Raw genomic sequence first — 19,797 nt, 5'->3', positions numbered from 1 at the left:
CATGCGCATTCTTGTGGCGGGAAAATCGGGTCAGGTCGCGCTGGCACTTGAAGAACTGGCGAAAGGCCGCGAGGACCTGACGCTTGAGACCTTCGGGCGTCCGGATTTTGACCTGAAGTCCCCGACCTCGATGGACGCGGCTGTGGCCGCCTTCCGGCCGGACGCCATCATCAATGCTGCCGCCTACACGGCAGTGGACGCAGCCGAGACGGACGAGGACGAAGCGACCGCCATCAATACAGATGGCGCCGCCGCGCTCGCCGCCATCGCCCATGCGCGCGGGCTGCCGTTCCTGCATATCTCGACCGACTATGTCTTCGACGGCACCAAGGACGCCCCCTATGTCGAGACCGACCCGACAGGCCCCACGGGCGCCTATGGCCGGTCCAAGCTCGCGGGCGAGCAGGCGGTGACGAAGGTGAACCCCGACGCGCTCATCTTCCGCACGGCGTGGGTCTATAGCCCCTGGGGCAAAAATTTCCTGAAAACCATGCTGAAGCTCGGCGCCACACGCGACACGCTCGGTGTGGTCGCCGATCAGGTCGGCAACCCGACCTATGCGCCGGATATTGCCGCGGCCCTTGTAGCCGTCCTTGAAAAGGGCACCACAGGCAAGGCAGGCGTCTATCATCTGGCGGGCACCGGCAGCGTCAGCTGGCATGGCTTTGCCACGCGCATCTTCGAAGCGGGCGAACGCATTGCCGGGCATAAGGCACCGACGGTGAACGCGATCACCACCGCCGACTATCCGACCCCTGCCAAACGCCCGGCCAACAGCCGGCTCGATTGCAGCAAGCTGGAGGCCACTTTCGGCATCCGCCTGCCCGCATGGCAGACCAGTACCGACGCCTGCGTCAAACGCCTAGTCGAGACGGGCGAAGTCGGCTAGTCTCGCGTCGGCGTTCAATTTTCCGGAGGGAAGCATGAAGGGCATCATTCTGGCTGGCGGGCTTGGCACGCGGCTTTATCCGATCACCAAGTCGATCAGCAAGCAACTCTTGCCGGTTTACGACAAGCCGATGATCTATTACCCGCTGACCACGCTGATGCTGGCCGGTATCCGCGAGGTGCTGATCATCTCGACGCCGGAACACACTCCCCTCTACCGCGACCTTCTGGGCGACGGCAGCCAGTGGGGCATCCGCCTTGAATATGCCGTGCAGCCCGAGCCCAAAGGACTGGCGCAAGCCTTCCTCATCGGCGAGAAATTCGTGGACGGCGACGCCTGTGCGCTCGCCCTTGGCGACAACATCTTCTACGCCGCCGGTTTCACCCAGTATCTGAAACAGGCTGGCAAGGTGGAAAAGGGCGCCTTCGTTTTCGCTTACCCCGTGGGCGACCCGACCGCCTTTGGCGTCGTGGAAATGGATGCCTCGGGACGAGCCATCTCCATCGAGGAAAAGCCCACCAAGCCGAAAAGCAATCTCGCTGTCACCGGCCTCTATTTCTACGACAAGGATGTCGTCGATATCGCCAAGACGGTGGAACCTTCGGCGCGCGGTGAGCTTGAAATCACCAGCGTCAATGATGCCTACCTGAAGCGCGGTGACCTGCATGTGATCAAGTTGCAACGCGGCACTGCATGGCTCGATACCGGCACCGTGGGCAGCCTTTTGCAGGCCGCCACTTTCGTGCAGACAATCGAGGCGCGTCAGGGCCTGAAGATCGCCTGCCCCGAGGAAGTGGCGTGGCGTTCGGGTTTCATCGACGATGCCACACTCGAGAAACTGGCAGCGAGTTACAAGAACAGCTACGGCGAATATCTGAAGTCGCTCATCAAGTTCGGCCCCGCGGCCGGCTTCTGAGGACAAGCGGACAGGCCTGATGAAACGCTGGTTTGCACGACTGCGCCGGAGACTCACCCCGGCCGATGTCCGCTTCTTCCATCTCTGGATTCTGGGGCGCGAACCCACGCAGGACGACTGCGCGGCCATCCACGCCTCTCGCCTCACGTCTTTTTCGCTGGCGCGGCGCCTGTTCGCGTCCGAAGACTTTTCAGCGGGCGTTCTTTCCGCCCTTGAGGCCGGCGTCTCGTTGCCGCACGAATGGCTGCCCGCAGAAGCCCGCAAGGCGGTTGCCACGAGCCTGCAGCGGCATTTCGGCATACGCTTGGCCGAAGGGACAAGCTGGGCACGGCTGATCGCCGGATCGCTGGCCGCCGACAAGGCACGACACGCCTTCGTGTCTGCGCTCGGCAAGGAGGTGCTGGCGAGCACCCTTGCACGCCTTGAAGTGCATGACGATGCCGCCCCGGCGACACTTGCGCGGATTGAAACTATCAGCGGTTACACGGTCCGGGGCTGGGCCGTGGCCCTTGATGACCCCGACCGCACGCCCGTGCTCGATTTCTTCCTGAACGGTGCCTATCTCGCCACCGCAAGCCCCGACAGGATACGGCGGGACTTGCAGGATATCCATGGCGGCCATGGCCGTTTCGGGTTCGAGCTGACGGTCATCCCACCCCGCAAGCTTGAAGGCTCCCCTGTTTTGCGGCTGACCGTACGAGACCGGAAATTCGGCCTGCCGGTGGTGCCGGATACAATCATCCGGCGTGACGACCTGACCGTTATCGGCCATATGCAGCGGCTGGCTACAGCCGCCGAGAAGATGGCGCTGGCGGGCATTGTGCCAGAGGAAGGAGCGCTCGGCAGGCTCCTCGGCCATATCCGGGATGCCCTGCCGCATGTGACACAGTTCCGCCGCTTCCCGCTCGCCAACTATGATTTGTACGCGGCCCTGTATCGCCCCCAATTGCTGGTGGGCGGTGATGCCAGCAGGATCGCTGTCCTGCCCGTCGGCGAAGAGATAGACTGGGCCGCCCTGACGCATGCCGCCGGCGAAATGGATGCTGACTGGGTGATGCCCCTTCACGCGCGGGACGAACTGGAGACCGGCGCGCTTGCCCATCTCGCCGCTGCAACCGGGCGCCAACCGGATGCGCTCATACTCTATCCCGACCACGATCATATCTCTTCCGACGGTCGCCACAGCGACCCGCGCCTGTTTGCGGCGTTCGATCATGACCTGCTGCTTTCCCGGAACGACAGCGGCCGTGCAATCCTCGTCCGGCGCGAATTCCTCGCCCGCCAGAAAGGGCTGACGAGTGGGCATGACCTGATGCTGCGTGCCTTCGAGGAAGGCGGTGCTGCAGCCCTAGCCCCGGCACCGGGCATCGCATGGCATCTCGGCACGCCCCCGCAGGCGGAGGCTGACGCGGCGGCGGTCGCTGCCCACCTCGCCCGCACCGGCCGCAAGGCGAGCGTCCGCCCCCACAGCGATGTGTTCGGCGGCGCGATCGGCGACTGCCTTGATATTGTGTGGGAAGCGGACCCCACCCTGCCGACGCTCGCCATCATCATCCCGACCCGAAACGGGCTCGATCTCGTGCGGCCCTGCGTCGAAAGCCTGCACCGCACGCTCCGCCATCCGGAGCACACCGAGATCATCATTGTCGACAATGGCAGCGATGACCCGGCGGCCCTTGCGTGGCTTGATGCGGTTGCCGGCAAGGGCGACATCCGGCTGATCCGCGATGACCGCCCCTTCAATTGGTCGGCCCTCAACAATGCTGCCGCGCAGGCGACGGACGCCGACTATCTGCTGTTCCTCAATAACGACACACTGGCGCTGACAGACGGGTGGGACGAAACGCTCAGGGGTTATCTTGCGCGGCCTGAGGTCGGCATCGTTGGCGCACGGCTCCTGTATGAAGACGGCACGATCCAGCATGCGGGCGTTATCTTCCATTCGGTGGTGGACGGCGCACAGGAAGGCACGGGCGACACCTGTGACGACGGGCTGTATCTCGACCGCACTCGCAGACCCCATCGCACGCTTGCGGTCTTCGGGGCCTTCCTCGCCTGCCGCCGCGAAGTGTTTGACTGTACCGGCGGTTTTGATGAAGGCAATCTCGGCATCGGGTACAGTGATTATGAAATCTGTTTCAAGGCGTGGGCAGCCGGCTTCGCCACGCTGTACGTTCCTGCCTTGACCTTGTCGCATTTTGAGTCGAAAAGCCGGGGATACGATGCGCAGGACCGCGCCAAGAGCGCCCGCGAGGAAGCAGAACGCGACCATATCCGGGCCAAGTGGGGCCCCTCATTCAGGGGCGACCCCTGGTATCCGTCGCTTTTCGCCCGCGAGGGCAAGGCATTTCAGGCGATAGAAGCCCCAATCCAGTCGAGAGAGTAACAAGGCAGCCATGCATCCGTCCGACAGCCCGCTTAAGAAACTGCGCCGATATTTCAAGCGGGCACGCCTGCGGCGCCAGGTCCTTGCGACCGGCCTTTTCGACCGCGACTGGTATCTCGCCGAGAATGCCGATGTGCGGCGCTGCGGGCTCGATCCTGTCTTGCATTATATTGTCTGGGGCGAAGGAAAAGGCCTCCGGCCGAACCCGTGGTTCGATCCTGTCTGGTACGCCGGCCGCTACATGAAGAATGGCAAGGCCGGCAAAGGACGGGCACTCCGGCATTATGCCAAACACTGGCGCAGCAGCAGCAAGGATCCGTGCGCCGAGTTTTCGGCAAGCTGCTACCGTGCGCTCAATGCCGACCTGATCGGCAAGAACGAAGACCCGCTCGCCCATTACCTGACCAAAGGCCGAAAGGCCGGCGCCATCGTCCTTGGCGAGGCTTTTTCGGGCGAAGGCAGCGAACAGAAGATTGCCGACTTCATATTCCTGCGCAATTCACCCCTGATCGACAGGGACTGGTATCTTGGAAACTTGCCCGCCCCGGTGCGCGGCTGGACCGATCCGGTTGCACACTATGTGGGTGAAGGTGCTTTGTCCGGCGTATCTCCCAACCGTTTCTTCGACACGAAATGGTACAAGGCTCACCACGGGCACGAGCTGGCGGGCCAGAATCCGCTCGCATTCTATCTTCGGGAAGGTGCCGCCAAGGGCCATTCACCGGGCCGGCTGTTCGATCCCCAACGCTATCTGGCAATGACCCCTGAAGCAGTGTCGTCGGGGCTCGATCCGCTCAGCCATTATCTGACCATTGGCCAGCACCGCGAGGGCGGCTATCGGCCCGGACGGCAGGCTGGCCGCGGCAAGAAGTCGGTTCTGGACCCTGATGCCAAAATGCCAAGGCTGGAGCCGATGCGTGACATGGTCGCATTCGCGCCTCGCCCGCTCGCGCCGGAAAATGAGACCTTCAACCCCGCCTGCATGAACATTCACTGGGTTATCCCGGACTTTGCGCCAGGTGGCGGCGGCCACATGACCATCTTCCGCATGATCAACCACCTAGAGTTTGCAGGCCACAAGGTCACGGTCTGGATCAACCATCCGCGCCAGCACAACACGCCGGACAGCGCCTATCAGGATATCATCAAGCATTTCCAGCATTTTGCAGGCGATGTCCATTTTGTATCGGAAGGACTGGAGGAGGCATCCGGCGACGCCATCATCGCAACCGACTGCTGGACGGTATGGCCGGTCATGTCTGCCACCAGGTTCAAGAAGCGCTTCTATTTCATTCAGGACTTCGAACCTTCCTTCTTCCCGATGGGGTCGCACTATCTCGCGGCAGAAGAAACCTACCGGCAGGATATGCATTGCATCTGCGCCAGCCCCTGGCTTGCCTCGCTGATGCAGGAAAAATACGGTCGGGAAGCCGACGCCTTCTGGCTGGCTGCAGATATGTCAATCTATTCCCCGGCGACAGACCGGACGCCGAATACGGTGCCGCGGATCGCCGTTTATGCACGTCATTTCACGGCCCGGCGGGCGGTCGAACTGGCCATGCTGGCGTTGGAAACGCTCGCCAAGGGTGAGATCGAGTTCGAGGTCGATTTCTTCGGTGCCGACATCGCACTGGAGTCCGCCCCGTTCCAATTCGTGAATCACGGGGTTGCATCGCCTGAGCAGCTGGCGACCATATTCCGCAATGCGGATATCGGTCTCGTCTTCTCGGCCACCAATTATTCGCTGGTGCCGCAAGAGATGATGGCCTGTGGCTTGCCGGTGGTGGAACTGGACGGCGACAATACCCGCGCCATCTTCCCGGAGACGGTGGTGAAGTTCACGAAACCTCATCCTCTTGCCATTGCCAGCGCGCTGGAGGCCCTGCTAGTCGACCCGACCGCCCGGCAACGACAGGCGTCCGAAGCCTTGAAATGGGTCAATCAGTTCACCTGGGGTGCAGCCTGCCGCACGGTCGAGCAGGCGATCGTACGCGGCCTGAAGGAGGTCTCGAAAGTTCAGGCATCAGGCCCTGCCATCCGGCACCAGCCCTTCAAGGCATCCGTCGTGATCCCGACCTTCAATCCTGGTGACGGGTTCGAGCACATATTGAAAGGCGTGCTTGATCAACGTGCGCCATGGCGGTTTGAAGTTCTGGTGATCGATAGTGGTTCCACCGACAACACCATCGATATCGTCCGCAAATATCCGACTGTAAGCCTTCACCAAATCCCCAACGAAGACTTTAACCACGGGGACACCCGCAACCTCGGCGCATCGCTTACGAGTGGCGAATTCATCGCATATATCACCCACGACGCACTTCCGGTGGGCCGATGGCTCTTCAATCTGGTCACGGCGCTGGAGCATTATCCAGACGCTGCGGGGGCATTTGGCAAACACCTCGCATGGCCCGGTGCATCGCCCTTTACCCAGCGTGACATGACACGCCATTTCGATGCATTCGATCGGCTGCCTGTCTATCTCGGCAAGGATACCAACCCCGACCGCTATGCCGAGGAAGATCCATCGTGGCGCCAGAAGCTGCACTTCTACAGCGACAACAACAGTTGTTTCAGGCGGTCGGTGTGGGAGAAGATCCCCTATCCGCGCACCAAATTCGGTGAGGATCAACTTTGGGCCGATGCCATCATCAAGGCAGGATATGGCAAAGTTTACGCGCCACGGGCGGTGGTCTATCACAGCCACGACTATGACCCGCAAGAGACCGAGGATCGGCATTTCATTGAAAGCGCCTTCTTCAAGCACTTCTTCGGGTATGAATTGATGCAGGATGAAGACCAGCTCGCCGAAGTCCTTGAAAACTTCAACGCGCATGATCGCGCGTGGGCCGAGGAAAATGGCATACCCGAAAGTGCAGTCAAGCACCAGGCACGCCTGACAAAGGCAAGGCTTCGGGGCATGTTGCGTGGTGCGCGTGCCAGCACAGCCGGCATGTTCTGAACTGGCGCGTCTCAGTGCCGGTGCTAGTGTTTCAGCCGGCGCTCCATCAACCGTTCGACGACCGACAAATCGAACTCCTCGCCAAGGAAATTGAACATCGGGCGTAACCCTTCCGGATTTCCGTTGAAGGATTCATACGGTACATGCATGCATGTCTCCGGATGGCTTTCAATATAGCCCCGGAAGCGCGCCTCCACATCTGCGATCTTCTGCAACGCTTGCGAACGCTCGATATCCTTCCACCAACTGGAAACGGCCACTTCTTCCGGATTCCGCGTATTGAAGATGAAGCGTGCCGGTTTGAAAAAACGGGCGATGAAATCGAGGAAGTGGTTGAACTCATCCCCTTGGGCAAGGCCGAAGCGAATTTCCTTGAAGCCGATCACCCGTTGACCAGCCGGGGGCTGCAGGATTTCACGGATAAACAGGTCCGCCAGCGCAAGCCCATAACGGTCGAGATCGATCTGGTCTGCACCATACCAGGGGCCGTGCGGCGGAATTTCCTTGGAGCCCTGGTGGATACGCGCGTGGCTCGCCAGCACATGGCTGCGAAACAGGGGATACAGGGTGTTCCAGTTTTCCCCGCGAATGAAATAACCCGGGATCGACTGCAAGACCGTTTGAAGAAGGGTCGAACCAGTACGTCCGTAGCTGACGATGAATACGAACCCCTCGCTGGGCCAGAGTCTTCTGTCTTCGGTCATTTGAATGATTTCGTCGCGGCAGATGGAACAAGGGCACCATCATTAACCGGAAGAAGCCCGATAGGCCATAGGGAAAAGCCCGATGCGCGACCGCACGGTTGTTGCATCGGATGGTCCCCGTCAGTATGGTGTCAGCCGTTTCGAAGCCCAAGGATATCGCATCATGACCATGCCCCCGAAGCCCCGGAAAAGTATCGTTCTGTGCGCTACGCAGCGCTGTGGCTCGACGATGATCTGCGAAGATATGCGCAACGCCGGAACGCTTGGGCTGCCGGAAGAACATTTTCTGCCATGGCAGTCCCTCAAACCCGACATGAACTGGGCGCCACATCTTGAAGGCGTCTACCGTCGCGGTAGCGGTGAAAATGGCGTTTTCGCCGTCAAGATAATGGCAAACCAGATGGCGACGCTCGATGCCTGCCTTGCCACCATGATGCCTGCCGCAGAGTCAGATGGCCGGGCCTTTCCCTATGTGAGGTCATTGTTCAGCGACGCAACATGGGTATGGCTGCGCCGGGACGATGTGGTGCGGCAGGCCATCTCTCGGGAGATGGCCACCCAGACGGGCGTCAACCACGCAACAGGCGATACGGAAGCAGATCACTTTGCCGGAAACCTGCTGCAGGGTTACAAGCCCGACTATAATGTGCAGACCCAGTTCAACGAGCACGCGATCGCTGCAAAAGTGAGTTCAATCACGGAAGAAAATCTGCTTTGGCAGCGCTTCTTCTATGATTGGGAAATCCAGCCCCTGTCGTTGATCTACGAAGACAACTGCCGGGACTTTCCGGGCTACCTGCATCGTCTTGCCGCAGCCGCAGGGCTCGATATTCCTGCAGACCTGCCGGAACGTGCCATGGTGCGGCTATCAAATGCGATCAATGACGAATGGTTCGAGACCTATACGGACCGCATCATCAACCGCGCGGTCGATAATCGCCGTTAAGCGACGGCTGCAGGATCAACCGGCATAAAAGGCGCTGAGGCCTCTTTCGCTCGCCGCAATCTTGCCGGCGGGAACACCCCGCGCAACAAGCGCATCGGCAATCCATTGCTGGCCAGCCCAGATTTCGTTCGCAGCGTGTTCAAGTGCAAGAATGGCATGCAGCGCCGCGGCCGGATCCTTCGCAAAACTTGGCAACCGTTCATCCGCCAGAACGATACAGCGCGCACCATAATGCCTGGTGCTGCCAAGGACCTCCAGACTACCGATCCCGCCCGCCACGATCACGGTATCCGCCTGCTGGAAGGGTATCGAAAGCACACGGGCGGTCCCACTGCGAATGGGGAGGCGCCGACCAAGATAGATGGCATGATCGCCATCGGAGAATTGCCATTTCTGCGGGATGATCTCCGCGATCGGAGGCAACCATTTTGCGCCCTCGATCCGCTTCAGATCAAGCTCCGTGTCCCCTTCCGCCGCAACCACAAAGGCGCCGTGCGCGGCCATCGCCTGAACAATCGGACCAAGCGCCTGTTCCCCGAGGCTTGACGCAAGATCGTCCGGCCTGACAGCCAGAATGTGTCGCGGCCCGTCGTCAAGCAGGCAGGGATAAGGATAGTGAATCCCCGTCAGGCTCATGGTTTCACGGGTATCCTCGCGAACCTTGCTGGCAAGGGGCCCGGCAAAGCGCCGGCCTCTTGAGTGGATTAGCGCCGGTGCATATCGGAGTGTCGCCACAAATTCGTCCATCCGGGCGGGAAGATCCGCCACGGGTGGGCACTCGAAAAGATGCATGTTCGTCTGGGCCCAGATGCCGCTTTCATAATCGTCCGGGACGAGTGATCCGGAGGAGCTTCCTTCTGCCCGATGGCTTGAAGCAGCTAGGGCCGCCAGATGGTCGGTGTTCCAGCAAGCGAAATGCACTTCTTCGATCAGTTCCTTCTTGCGAAGAAGGGCAAATGATCGCGAGCGGCCGATCTTTAGGAAACGCAAACCGTGCTCCTCGTTCCGGAGCCGCCAGAACAGGTAGCGCAGAACACGACTGCCAGCCCGGACCATGTCCCACGTCGCATTCTGGAAGGCAAAAACATGCGTCGGGAAAAATACTTCCTCCGGCCGCTCGATCCATGCCGCCGCCATCTGCCGGAAAGTTGCAAGGTCAACGACCCGGCCCGGCGCATACGGATCGCTTGTCAAATGCACCCGATCACTATCGACCAGCCAGATGGCGAAGGCCGGTGCCTCTTCATGCTCGTGCCGGACGACCGCGCGGGGCGAGAGGAGAGAGGAATGTTTGGCTCGCAACCGATCCAGCCAGCCGGTTGTCATGCGCTGCGAATCGGCAATCATGCTTTCGGGGCGGCGGCGATAGAGGAAACCGCAATCCCGTGCCCTTACACCGCGATAGCCCGCCTCTACGGCGGTCAGCCAGAAATCCCAGTCCTCGAGGCCAAACTTCATTTCCTCGTCGAACAGGACACCTTTGCGGAACAGATCGGCGCGGACCAGAGAGCCCGCTTCCGAGATATTGCCATTCAGATGCTTGAGAACAGAGTATTCGGGCGCGGTCTCGCGGATATCCACGCCGTCATCCACGCGCGACAGACCGAAAAAGGCTATATCGGGATAAGCCCAGCCTATTCTCTCGTCGTCGCCCAGCACGTCGCGATACCGCTGCATCGCATGCGGCATCAGCCGATTATCGGCATCCAGCAGGAAAATGGCATCGATCTCATTGTCCATCGCCAGCAAAAAGCGAATTCCGGCATTGCGCGCGCCTGGCAGGCGGGTGTTTTTCTGACGCAGATAGAAGAGCTTGCCCGGATAAGCCTCCTGCAGCCCAACGCTGACCCTTGCCGTATCTTCAAATCTGCATTGGTCATCCACCACCACCACATAAACGGGTGCCGGATAATCCTGCTCGCACGCGCTGGAGATGGCTTCCGCCAGAAATTGAGGGTGACCATAGGCCGGGATCACGATACCTACCGGCCGCCGTTCGCCCGCCTGTCTTGCCATCGGGCCTGCCATCAGGAAACTTCCGCAGCCCCGGAGATCAGATCGAGGCTGTACCAGCGACACCAGCCAAAACCGACTGTTCCCTCAACGGGCAGCGTCATGAGGAGTATCTCGCGCGATGCAAGGGCCCCGTTTGCCTGTTCCAGTCCCTTGAGGCTCAGCTGGGCGGCAGCGCCTCCCGGCAAGTCAGCACTTGTCCAGATGGCGCCGGTCAGGTCATCATGGAGGGCCTCACCTGCTGGATTCTCCATGATGGTATCACCAAGGCTTGCGACCCGGTCCTGCGACATCGCAAAGCCCGCTGGTGCCACTACAATCACAAAGCGGAATATTGGCGCGCGCTCGCTTGCGTTGGACACCCACGCCCTGATTTCCCGCGTTTCACCGGTCAGGAGCCCGACAAATCCCACTGCCGACGGCGCCTCGAGTGTCGGATGCAGCTGCAAATAGCCTGCCTCCTCGACGAACTGGACCACCGTAATGCCGGTGCGTTTGAAAAGGGACGCCATGGCCTTCTGGCCGCCCGGTATGACGACAGAAGCCATCACATCGGCGAACCGCACGGGCCAGATGGCACGGCGCTGTGATACGGTTCGGTCATTTTCCGGTGCTGTCCGGTCCTGAAGCTGGCTGACCAGCGTCAGCCCCTCGATCATCAGCGACGCAGTCCCCGCGTCTGCCGGACGAACGGCGATCAGGATATCCGCGCCTTCCTGCCCGTCCAGCCGAATACATACGCTTGTCGTCTCGCCCTCACCAATCGTGTGGGCTTCACCGGCAAGCTCGCCGGGGTCTGTGTCCGCATCATGCGGTACGCTGGCCAGCAGGACTTCGAGCCCCGCGTCTTTGGCACGCACGTGCGCCTCCACACAACCCGTCCCGGCATGAACGAGACCCGCAAAACGGATCAATGCCCAGTTGCCACCCTGCAGCGGCATTTCAAGGGCATCCTGATTGCGCGCTACACCCTTGGGGCTATCCGGGCGACGGTGCGCATCCAGAATGTCCGGGCCCAGACGCATGCGGGCATGGGAAGAGAAAACCGAGCCGTGCGATGGCCGGCTGCCGAACAACATGGGATCCGTAAGTCCGCGCCATGCGCGCAGGGCCACCGTCCGGCCGTCATGGCCGAACCTGCGCGGCACAGCATCCGACAGCGAAACCAGCGGCACGCTCGCACCCTGGGCCCCTGTCAGCCAGTCGATATCCAGCCGGGCATCGCCATAAGCAAGAACCTGTTCGGGCACCAGTGCAAGCGCCGCCCATCCGGTCTCGACATGCTTGAACGGCAAAAGGGTCTCGGCAAGGCAGGTACCATCGGCGGCCCGTGTGATCCGCAGCCGCAATATGCCATCGCCGGGCTTTCCCGTTGCTGCCGTCAGATAGACATCGACCCTGGTGAGACCTGCCAGATCGACTGGCAGGAGCTGGCTGAAAGCGGTGGTATCGAGATCGCCGGCGGGGCCCAGTGTTCGGGCACCGGGGGCCGCTTCGATGACCGGATAATCGCTGCCATAGCCCACCCCTTCAAGCATGCGGCGGGCGACTTCGATCCGGCTGGCCGCGCGTTCGGCCTCCTCCCGCACGGTCACAAGCTGTCGCTCGAGCATGGCGGTGCGCCCCGACATTCGCTTCTGGTTGCGGGCAAGGGCTTCTGCGACAAACCGGCCTAGCGCAGCATTACCCAAAAGCGGAAGCCCCAATGCATGGAAAGGGGGCACATCCGGTGTCTGGGCGGCCAGATACCGTGCCTCCAGCGCCTCATAGAACGACCTCAGGCCGGTGCTCCCGACAACCCCGACAAGTCCGCCGGGAACGCCCGGCAAGGGCAGGGTCGCTACCTTTGCATTCTCTCCCGGCAGATAGAGACAGCCGCCCGCTGAAGCAATCACCAGCGCGCCCGCCCCCTTCTTGCCGACGATCCATTTCAGCCGGGAAGCGGCAGTAGCGTCGGCGATAAACACAACGGGCTCACCGAACAGGCGTTTGAGCGCTGCATGCGACAGTCGCAGGTCCATCATTCCCCCTGCCCCGAGCGGGGCGCCTTACCCCTTGAACGCCCTGAAGGCAAATCGTGTGATCGGCTCAACCATGTAGCCGAAGAAGGTTTTGGGCTCTGTGACGAAATAAACCTCGGCCACGTTGCCCGGCACGATTTCCTGAATGGTCTGATCAGGATCGATGCTGACATGCACGATATAGGTGCCTTCCGGCGATTTCTCTGAAACGACAGCGTCAGGCGAGACATAAGTCACCTCGCCATTCACCGGCTGCATCGGGTTTTCGCGGTTGGACGGGAAGATGGCACGCACCTTCTGGCCCTTGTACACCTGCTCGATATCCTTGACGGGTACGTAGGATTCGACGGTCAGGTTATCGTTCCTCGGGAAGATTTCCATGATCGGATCGGCCGGTTTGATCACTCCCCCGAGCGTGCGGGCGTTGATGCGGAACACCGTGCCATCGACGGGCGCCTTCACCTTGGCCCGATTGACCGAATCTTCAAGCCGGCCCATGGATTCATCCATCGTGTTCAGGTCGCGCTGCAATTCCACCACCAGCCGGTTGGCGTCTTTCACATAATTGAGCTGAACCTGCCGCTTTTCGCTTTCAAGGCCATCAATATCGTTCGAAGCCTGACGGCGATCAAGTTCCCGCACCGCAATCTGCGCATTCATTTCCGAAACCTTGCGCTCGGTGGCATACACTTGCGTGCGGCGGATCAGGCCTTTCACCAGCAGTTCCTGGAAGTCGGCCAGTTCCTTCTTGTATAGGGCATTCTGGTCCTGCAGGGCGTCGATCATCTCGCCGTAAGCGACGATATCCTTCCGCCTTGCCGAAATCCTGGTGTCAAGAACCTCGAGTTCGGCAAGCATGGCTGCACGCGAGGCATCGAATTCGGCTTTCTGGCTGGCCACTGCTTCCAGAACGCGGGGATGATCGGCAACCTTGCCACCGAAATCTGCCGGATATTCAAGTGTCTGGCTCAGCATCACTTCGGCGCGGCGGCGCAGGAGCTGGGCCTGCAGGATGGCACGCTGGACCCGCAAGTTCGCGAGCTCGGGGCCCGAGCGCGTGTCGTCAAGCTCGGCAACCACCTGCCCTTCCGTCACGAAATCGCCTTCGCGCACATTGATGCTCTTGAGGATTCCGCCTTCCAGATGCTGGATGACCCGGTTGCGGTCTTCCGCGATCACGCGGCCGGGGGAAATGACGGCCCCCCCGATCTTCATCGTGGAACCCCAGATACCACCCAGAACCACAACAAGCAGAATCACCAGCCGTCCGAGCTTGAGAATCTTGTCATCCCGTTCCATGAGGTGGCCCGCCCACGAGGTCAGGCCCTGCCGGTCGAACTGGTCCTGGATCACTGCGGGCGTCTTGGCATCGTTGGCCGGCGCAAGGCTCTTTGCTTCAGCCATGATCAAGCCTCCCCTGATGCTGTGTTCGCCGGTGCGGCAGGTGGCGGTGTCTTTGGCGCGCGACGTGGCAGAGCCTTGGCGGCAGCGTCTTTCTGGCGTTGCAGCACTTCATCGCGCGGGCCGAAGTCGGAAACTTCGCCGCCCCGCATCACAATGATCTTGTCCACATCCTGCAGGAGGCTCGGACGCTGGGTGACGACCACAACGGTCATGCCGCGCGCACGGGCCATTTTCAGGGCATGGTGCAGGATGCGCTCGCCAAGCTGGTCGAGTGCCGCGTTCGGCTCGTCCAGAACCAGCACCGAAGGCGATCCGTAAAAGGCACGGGTCAGCGCAATCAGCTGTGCCTGCCCGCCCGAAGGCCAGAAGGCACCGCGCTTGAGCTGCGTATCGTAGCCTTCGGGGAAGCGCAGGATCATGTCATGCACGCCCACGCTTTGTGCCGTCTGAACCGCAAGGGCCGGATCGTCATCCATGCGCAGCCGGGCGATATTCTCGCGGATGCTGGCTTCGAAGAAATTGACCTGCTGGGGCATATAGCCCACATGCAGGCCGCGGGCGACCGGGTCCCATACACTGAGTTCCTGGCCGTCCAGCGCCACCTTGCCGTGGCTCGGTTCGATGTAGCCCACGAGAATGCGGGCAAGCGTCGATTTGCCGGCACCCGAGGGGCCGATGATCGCCACGCAGTCGCCCGCCTGGATGGTGCCAGAAATGCCCCGCAGGATCGGCGGCTGGCCGGGGCGCGGGGTATAGATCAGGCGGTCCATCTCGATCCGGCCTTTCGGGCGCGGCAGGGGCGTGCGGTTTTCGGGCAACGTCAGTTCATCCATGCGCGCAGTGAGCCGCGCCCATGCTTCCTGCCCGCCACGCAGGTGGCGCCAGGTGCTGATGATCATCTCGACCGGGGCGAGGGCGCGGCCAGCGAGGATCGACGCGGCGAAGATGACCCCCGCGTTTGCCTGATTGTCGATCACCAGCAGCGCACCGGCGCCGATGATGAGTATCTGCAGGATCTGGCGGCCCGCCTTCGATGCGGAACTGAAGCTGTTCGACGCAATCGAGGATTTGAGATAGTCGGTAAGGGTGGGCGCATAGAGCCGCCCCCAGGCCTTCACACTTTCGCGGTACAGGCCCTGCGAGCGAACCAGTTCCTGCGAGGCCATAAGGTCTTCAAGCCGGCGGGAGGCGAGCTGCACCTGCCGCGACAGATCTTCCGACATCGGGCCGGTGCGCCGATTGCCATAAAGCGCCAGCGCCACAAGCGCTGCCCCGCCTGCGAGCACCACCAAGCCGAGGACCGGGTGGACAAGAAACACGAGCAGCATGAAAAACGGCAGTGCCGGCAGGTCGAACAGGGCGCCGAACGCGGATGAGGCGACGGTGCCGCGCACCACGGCGAGATCATTGATTGTCTGTTTGTTCGTGTCCGACTGGCGGGCCATTTCGCCGGCCAGCACGAGCCCGGCGAGTTCCCCTTCGAAATGCAGCGCGGCGCGCGTCAGCAGATACTGGCGCACGGCATCGAACACCGCATAGGAGATGAGCACAACAAGCGCTGCCACGAAGATCGCCACAAGGGTTTCGAGGCTGTGGGACGGGATCACGCGGTTATAGACCTGCGCCAGATAGATCGGCATCGCAAGGACACAGAGGCTGGACAGAAGGGAATAGCCAGCGACTTTCTTGAAGCTCTGCTTGAGCGTTGCCCGTGCCGCTTCGAAATCGTTTCTCAAACTCATGTGGTCTTGATTCCGGCCAGGGAAAAACGAAGGCAGCGGCTGGCCCTGGCCTGTGCCGATGCCGCAGCTCTTTGCCGGAGATCACGACAAACGCCGCTACGGTTGGACCCTGTTAGCATAGGCCCCACGGCATGTCGATGCCATAGACGCGCGAGGGCCCGCCAGCCGCGGGGGCCGGCCGTATCCAGCAGCCGCGCTGTCCGAAAAGCAAAAGGGAACCCCGAGGGGTTCCCTTCGCAATCTTTACCAATCCCTTGGGATTAGATGGCGTTGTAAACCACGTTACCAGCGTTGGCGATTGCCTGCAGGTCAGCGTTGTTGAAGTCGGCAATGTAGAGAACAGTGCCGTCGCCGAGGTTGATCTGCAGATCGAGCGCAGCACCACCGAGACCGAAGTCACCCGTGTCGGCAATGTCGAGCAGTTCGCTGATGTTGTTGATCGACTTGGTGGTCACGTTCGAGAAGTCGAGAACGTCCATGTCGTCAACGTTAACCGAAGCAGCGTTGTCGAGCTTGTCGAAGCCGTGGATGGTGTCCTGACCGCCGTTGCTGACGATCATGTAGGTGTCGAAGTCAGCGGTTGCATCAACGCCGTCAAGAGCTTCTTCAGCAGCTTGGTTGGCGTTCGAAGCGCCCCAAGCACCCGTGAAGGTGTCGTTGCCTTCACCAGCCCAGAGGATGTCGTTGCCTTCGCCAGCGGTCACCTGGTCGTTACCTTTGCCGTTGTAAATGGTGTCGTCACCGTCACCACCATCAATGGTGTCATTGCCAACACCGGCGTAGATAACGTCATCGCCAGCGCCACCGAAGATGTCGTCAGCATTGGTGGTCGCGCCATCATCGGCACCGCCGTAGATGGTGTCGTCGCCGTCGTTGCCGTAGATCACGTCGTCGCCGAGACCGCCGCCGAGCATGTCGTCGCCACCGGCACCGACAACAACGTCGTCGCCTGCACCAGCCCAAGCAACGTCAGCTGCAACGCCCAAAACTTCAGCAGCAGCATCAGTTGCATCAGCAATGCCGTCGTCGCCGGTACCTGCAGCATCATCCCACGAACCAGTGATGATGAGGTCATCGCCCGCACCACCCCAGATCACGTCCGAGCCGTCGGTTGCAGCACCGGTGGTCACAGCCGAAGCTGTGTTACCGCCGCCAGCGTTCGTGGTGCTGTCGGTGTTGAAGGTAGCTGTCGTCTTGGTAACGATGCTGTCACCAACGAGGATGTCGTTGCCGAAGCCGCCACCGATGGTGTCGGCGCCGGCCTGACCCTGAACGAGGTCATCGCCGCCGTTGGTGCTGTCTTCGCCAGCAAACACGGTGTCGTCGCCAGCGCCGGCCTGGATAAGGTCATTCGCACCGCCGCCAACGAGGGTATCACCGAAAGCCGAACCGGTGATGGCTTCACGCATTGCGTCGCCATCATAGTCGTCACCGCCCTTGATGTTGACAGCAGCCGTAGCAGCCGACTGGTTCAGGACGTTGTCGTGGTCGACATGAACAAGGGTGACTTCCGAGTTAACGGTGTTGGTACCGTCCGTAAGGACAAGATCAATGGTACCAACTTCATTGTAACCGCCGCGCAGGTTTACAACGCCCGTGGCTTCGTAAACAGCAGCTGTCGGGGTTGCGCCAGCAGCAACAACCAGCGAACCACCAGCAACCGTCAGGGTGTTGGCAGCAGCATCGGTAACGTCGGTTCCATTAACCGAAAGGATCGAGAAACCAGCGAGGTCACCAAGCGAACCAGTCGACACGTCGAACATGGTAGCTTCGTCGTCCGCAAGGTTGGTGTTGGTCTGAGCGCCGCTCGTACCGGATTCCCAAGCAGTGTCGTTGTCGTCAGCGCCATCCGACTGGTCCGAACCGAGAACAGCGGTACCATCCCAGAGGTTGTCCTTGCTGAGGTCGATGGTGGCGTCGTTGAGCTTGATGAACTCGGTGTTCAGCAGGTTCACGATACCGTTGGCACCGCCAAGGTTGATCGTCCAGTCGAACGGAGCACCACCAAGGATGAGGCCATCGTCAGCAGCTTCAGCCGCAACGAGGTCCGAAAGGTCCCAGTCGAGGAAGGTGGTCAGGTCCAGGGTGTCATCACCCAGGCCGCCGTCGACGGTGTCGTTGCCGTTTTCGTAGTGATGGGTATCGTTGCCCAGACCGCCGTTGACGCTGTCGTTACCGGTCGAGCTGTAGAAGTTGTCGTCCGCCGACGTACCCACGAGGGTATCGTTGATCACGGGCGAACCGTAAATATCTGCCATAGCTTTCCTCCTGAAAAAGCAATCTCGTTTTTCAAACCGAGGCCGAACGCTTCTTTATTTGCATTATGCCCCCTACCGACAACCTCTAGCTAGTGGCTGCCAGCGATGTCAACCGCATAATTGTCACGTGGCGACTATTTGTCAACCAAGACGCAACCTTATGCCGCTTGAATCGCTGAAGAGATGACCATCCTTCAGCTTAATTTTCAACTACCCAAAGATACCGTCTTGAAAATTTTGTTGCTTAGACCCCGGAGTGTGACCCGTTTGCAACAGATACGATCAATTCTTCATATCTTGGCAACAGATCCCTGATATCGTACCGCTCCAGGATGGTTTCGCGCGCGGCTTTCCGCAGCGGCGCGTGTGCGGCGGGGTCTGCAAGCACCCGGCAAACGGTCTCTGCCAGCGTTGCAGGCTCGAAGAAGGGGACGAGAAGGCCGTTCCTGCCGTCCTCGATCACTTCCTCCACCGGCTCGGTGCGCGAACCGACGACAAGGGCACCAGCGGCCATCGCTTCCATCATCGACCACGAAAGGACGAAGGGAACGGTCAGATAGACATGCGCCCTGGTGATCCGCATCAGGTCGCGGAAGACATCAAGGGGCTGCAGGCCAAGGAAATGCAGGCGGGCGTGATCGAATTCGAACGCTTCCAGTGCCAGATCCTTGTAGGTCTTGCCCTCCACCGGACAGGCGGCGCTGTAGGATACCTTGTCGGCACCGAGGATGATCACCTGCAGATTCGGCCGCTGCTTCTGCAGAATGGAGACAGCCTCCATGAACTGGTGGAACCCGCGATAGGGCTCCATTCCGCGCGCCACATAGGTGATGATTTCATCATCGGCCGAGAATCGCTTGCCCTCGACCTCGACCACCGCCGTTTCATCCGGCGAGAAAAACCCGGTATCGACACCGTCGTGCAGCACGCTGATCCTGTCCCGGAACTGGGCCGGAAAGCGGCTGAGCTGATAATGGGTGGGGCACTGGCCCCAATCCATGGCGGCAAGATCGTGCAGGATCGGCGTGTTCTTCATCCGGATCCGCATCTGCTGGTTCGGGTCGTGCGCCTTTTCAGGGGCGACGAAGGAAACGTCCGAATTGCTGGCGTTATAATACCATTCGAAATAGCTGAGCTGCTTGGCATCCGGGAAGACATCCTTGAAAAACAGGCTTGCGCCCCAGCCCGAATGCGTGAGGATGATATCCGGCTTGAACTTGCGCTTTTTCATTTCGTGCAGCGCCGCGAAGGCGGCATGGCCGTGGAGCACCGCATTCTCGGTATAGAGAAGGGACGGATGCATGCCGCCCGGATTGGCCTGCCGGTGCGGTTTGAAATTCACCCGCGGGATGGTGATTTCCTGCTGGTTCGACGACAGCGTCAGGCAGCTCATCTTGTAACCGCGCCTGGTGCCCAGATATTTCAGGATGCGGCGATACTGCCCCGGAAAATTGTTGTGATGAAAGAGAATGCGCATGGGTTACCCGGTATCGTTGGATTGAAGTGCTGCCCTTTCAGCACGGCTGTTCAACGGGACTTAGCCAAATATAGAGGTC

12 protein-coding genes are annotated in these 19,797 nt (G+C 60.6%); 5 read left to right on the top strand and 7 right to left on the bottom strand.

All coding sequences use genetic code 11. The annotated features are described in order from the left end of the window. The first annotated feature begins 1 nt into the window (after window position 1). The 4 genes from rfbD to OU694_RS00290 are packed head-to-tail and all read left to right on the top strand — an operon-like array spanning window position 2 to window position 7,153. On the top strand, window positions 2-889 hold the full coding sequence (rfbD, locus tag OU694_RS00305) for a dTDP-4-dehydrorhamnose reductase (protein ID WP_308909008.1): 888 nt from the start codon (window positions 2-4) through the stop codon (window positions 887-889). 34 nt (window positions 890-923) lie between these two features. Next, a complete protein-coding gene (rfbA, locus tag OU694_RS00300; protein ID WP_308909007.1) occupies window positions 924-1,805 on the top strand; it encodes a glucose-1-phosphate thymidylyltransferase RfbA in 882 nt (293 codons plus the stop codon). Window positions 1,806-1,824: 19 nt separating this feature from the next. Further along, window positions 1,825-4,191: a glycosyltransferase family 2 protein gene (locus OU694_RS00295; protein WP_308909006.1), complete on the top strand. Its 2,367-nt coding sequence runs from the start codon at window positions 1,825-1,827 to the stop codon at window positions 4,189-4,191. Between the two features lie 10 nt (window positions 4,192-4,201). Further along, window positions 4,202-7,153 (top strand): rhamnosyltransferase WsaF family glycosyltransferase, encoded by a 2,952-nt coding sequence (locus OU694_RS00290; protein ID WP_308909005.1) that lies wholly within the window; start codon window positions 4,202-4,204, stop codon window positions 7,151-7,153. A 23-nt stretch (window positions 7,154-7,176) separates the two neighbouring features. Here the strand turns inward: OU694_RS00290 and OU694_RS00285 are convergent, their stop codons facing one another. Beyond that, the gene (locus OU694_RS00285; RefSeq protein WP_308909004.1) at window positions 7,177-7,857 is read right to left on the bottom strand and encodes a sulfotransferase; all 681 of its coding nucleotides are present in this window, start codon (window positions 7,855-7,857) and stop codon (window positions 7,177-7,179) included. Window positions 7,858-7,939: 82 nt separating this feature from the next. Here OU694_RS00285 and OU694_RS00280 point away from each other — a divergent pair, with 82 nt between their 5' ends. After that, entirely contained in the window at window positions 7,940-8,803 is an 864-nt protein-coding gene (locus tag OU694_RS00280; protein WP_308909003.1) for a Stf0 family sulfotransferase, read from the top strand. Window positions 8,804-8,818: 15 nt separating this feature from the next. Here OU694_RS00280 and OU694_RS00275 read toward each other — a convergent pair whose 3' ends face one another. The 6 genes from OU694_RS00275 to OU694_RS00250 all read right to left on the bottom strand — a co-directional run bounded on the left by OU694_RS00275 (window position 8,819) and on the right by OU694_RS00250 (window position 19,718). After that, on the bottom strand, window positions 8,819-10,819 hold the full coding sequence (locus tag OU694_RS00275; RefSeq protein WP_308910588.1) for a glycosyltransferase family A protein: 2,001 nt from the start codon (window positions 10,817-10,819) through the stop codon (window positions 8,819-8,821). 11 nt (window positions 10,820-10,830) lie between these two features. Next, window positions 10,831-12,840 (bottom strand): DUF6212 domain-containing protein, encoded by a 2,010-nt coding sequence (locus tag OU694_RS00270; protein ID WP_308909002.1) that lies wholly within the window; start codon window positions 12,838-12,840, stop codon window positions 10,831-10,833. A 24-nt stretch (window positions 12,841-12,864) separates the two neighbouring features. After that, the gene (locus OU694_RS00265; protein ID WP_308909001.1) at window positions 12,865-14,241 is read right to left on the bottom strand and encodes an HlyD family type I secretion periplasmic adaptor subunit; all 1,377 of its coding nucleotides are present in this window, start codon (window positions 14,239-14,241) and stop codon (window positions 12,865-12,867) included. Window positions 14,242-14,243: 2 nt separating this feature from the next. Further along, entirely contained in the window at window positions 14,244-15,983 is a 1,740-nt protein-coding gene (locus OU694_RS00260) for a type I secretion system permease/ATPase (protein WP_308909000.1), read from the bottom strand. Between the two features lie 260 nt (window positions 15,984-16,243). Then, on the bottom strand, window positions 16,244-18,241 hold the full coding sequence (locus OU694_RS00255) for a beta strand repeat-containing protein (RefSeq protein ID WP_308908999.1): 1,998 nt from the start codon (window positions 18,239-18,241) through the stop codon (window positions 16,244-16,246). A gap of 244 nt (window positions 18,242-18,485) precedes the next feature. After that, on the bottom strand, window positions 18,486-19,718 hold the full coding sequence (locus tag OU694_RS00250; protein ID WP_308908998.1) for a glycosyltransferase: 1,233 nt from the start codon (window positions 19,716-19,718) through the stop codon (window positions 18,486-18,488). Window positions 19,719-19,797 lie beyond the last annotated feature (79 nt).

The sequence above is a fragment of the Pseudokordiimonas caeni genome (assembly GCF_026719705.1).
Classification (GTDB): domain Bacteria; phylum Pseudomonadota; class Alphaproteobacteria; order Sphingomonadales; family Kordiimonadaceae; genus Gimibacter; species Gimibacter caeni.
This window is presented reverse-complemented; position numbering and strand designations above follow the sequence as displayed.

What these genes read in the sequence shown, in the direction of transcription:
- rfbD (WP_308909008.1), top strand. Translation starts at nt 2, where the DNA reads ATGCGCATTCTTGTGGCGGGAAAATCGGGTCAGGTCGCGCTGGCACTT.
- rfbA (WP_308909007.1), top strand. Translation starts at nt 924, where the DNA reads ATGAAGGGCATCATTCTGGCTGGCGGGCTTGGCACGCGGCTTTATCCG.
- OU694_RS00295 (WP_308909006.1), top strand. Translation starts at nt 1,825, where the DNA reads ATGAAACGCTGGTTTGCACGACTGCGCCGGAGACTCACCCCGGCCGAT.
- OU694_RS00290 (WP_308909005.1), top strand. Translation starts at nt 4,202, where the DNA reads ATGCATCCGTCCGACAGCCCGCTTAAGAAACTGCGCCGATATTTCAAG.
- OU694_RS00285 (WP_308909004.1), bottom strand. Translation starts at nt 7,857, where the DNA reads ATGACCGAAGACAGAAGACTCTGGCCCAGCGAGGGGTTCGTATTCATC.
- OU694_RS00280 (WP_308909003.1), top strand. Translation starts at nt 7,940, where the DNA reads ATGCGCGACCGCACGGTTGTTGCATCGGATGGTCCCCGTCAGTATGGT.
- OU694_RS00275 (WP_308910588.1), bottom strand. Translation starts at nt 10,819, where the DNA reads ATGGCAAGACAGGCGGGCGAACGGCGGCCGGTAGGTATCGTGATCCCG.
- OU694_RS00270 (WP_308909002.1), bottom strand. Translation starts at nt 12,840, where the DNA reads ATGATGGACCTGCGACTGTCGCATGCAGCGCTCAAACGCCTGTTCGGT.
- OU694_RS00265 (WP_308909001.1), bottom strand. Translation starts at nt 14,241, where the DNA reads ATGGCTGAAGCAAAGAGCCTTGCGCCGGCCAACGATGCCAAGACGCCC.
- OU694_RS00260 (WP_308909000.1), bottom strand. Translation starts at nt 15,983, where the DNA reads ATGAGTTTGAGAAACGATTTCGAAGCGGCACGGGCAACGCTCAAGCAG.
- OU694_RS00255 (WP_308908999.1), bottom strand. Translation starts at nt 18,241, where the DNA reads ATGGCAGATATTTACGGTTCGCCCGTGATCAACGATACCCTCGTGGGT.
- OU694_RS00250 (WP_308908998.1), bottom strand. Translation starts at nt 19,718, where the DNA reads ATGCGCATTCTCTTTCATCACAACAATTTTCCGGGGCAGTATCGCCGC.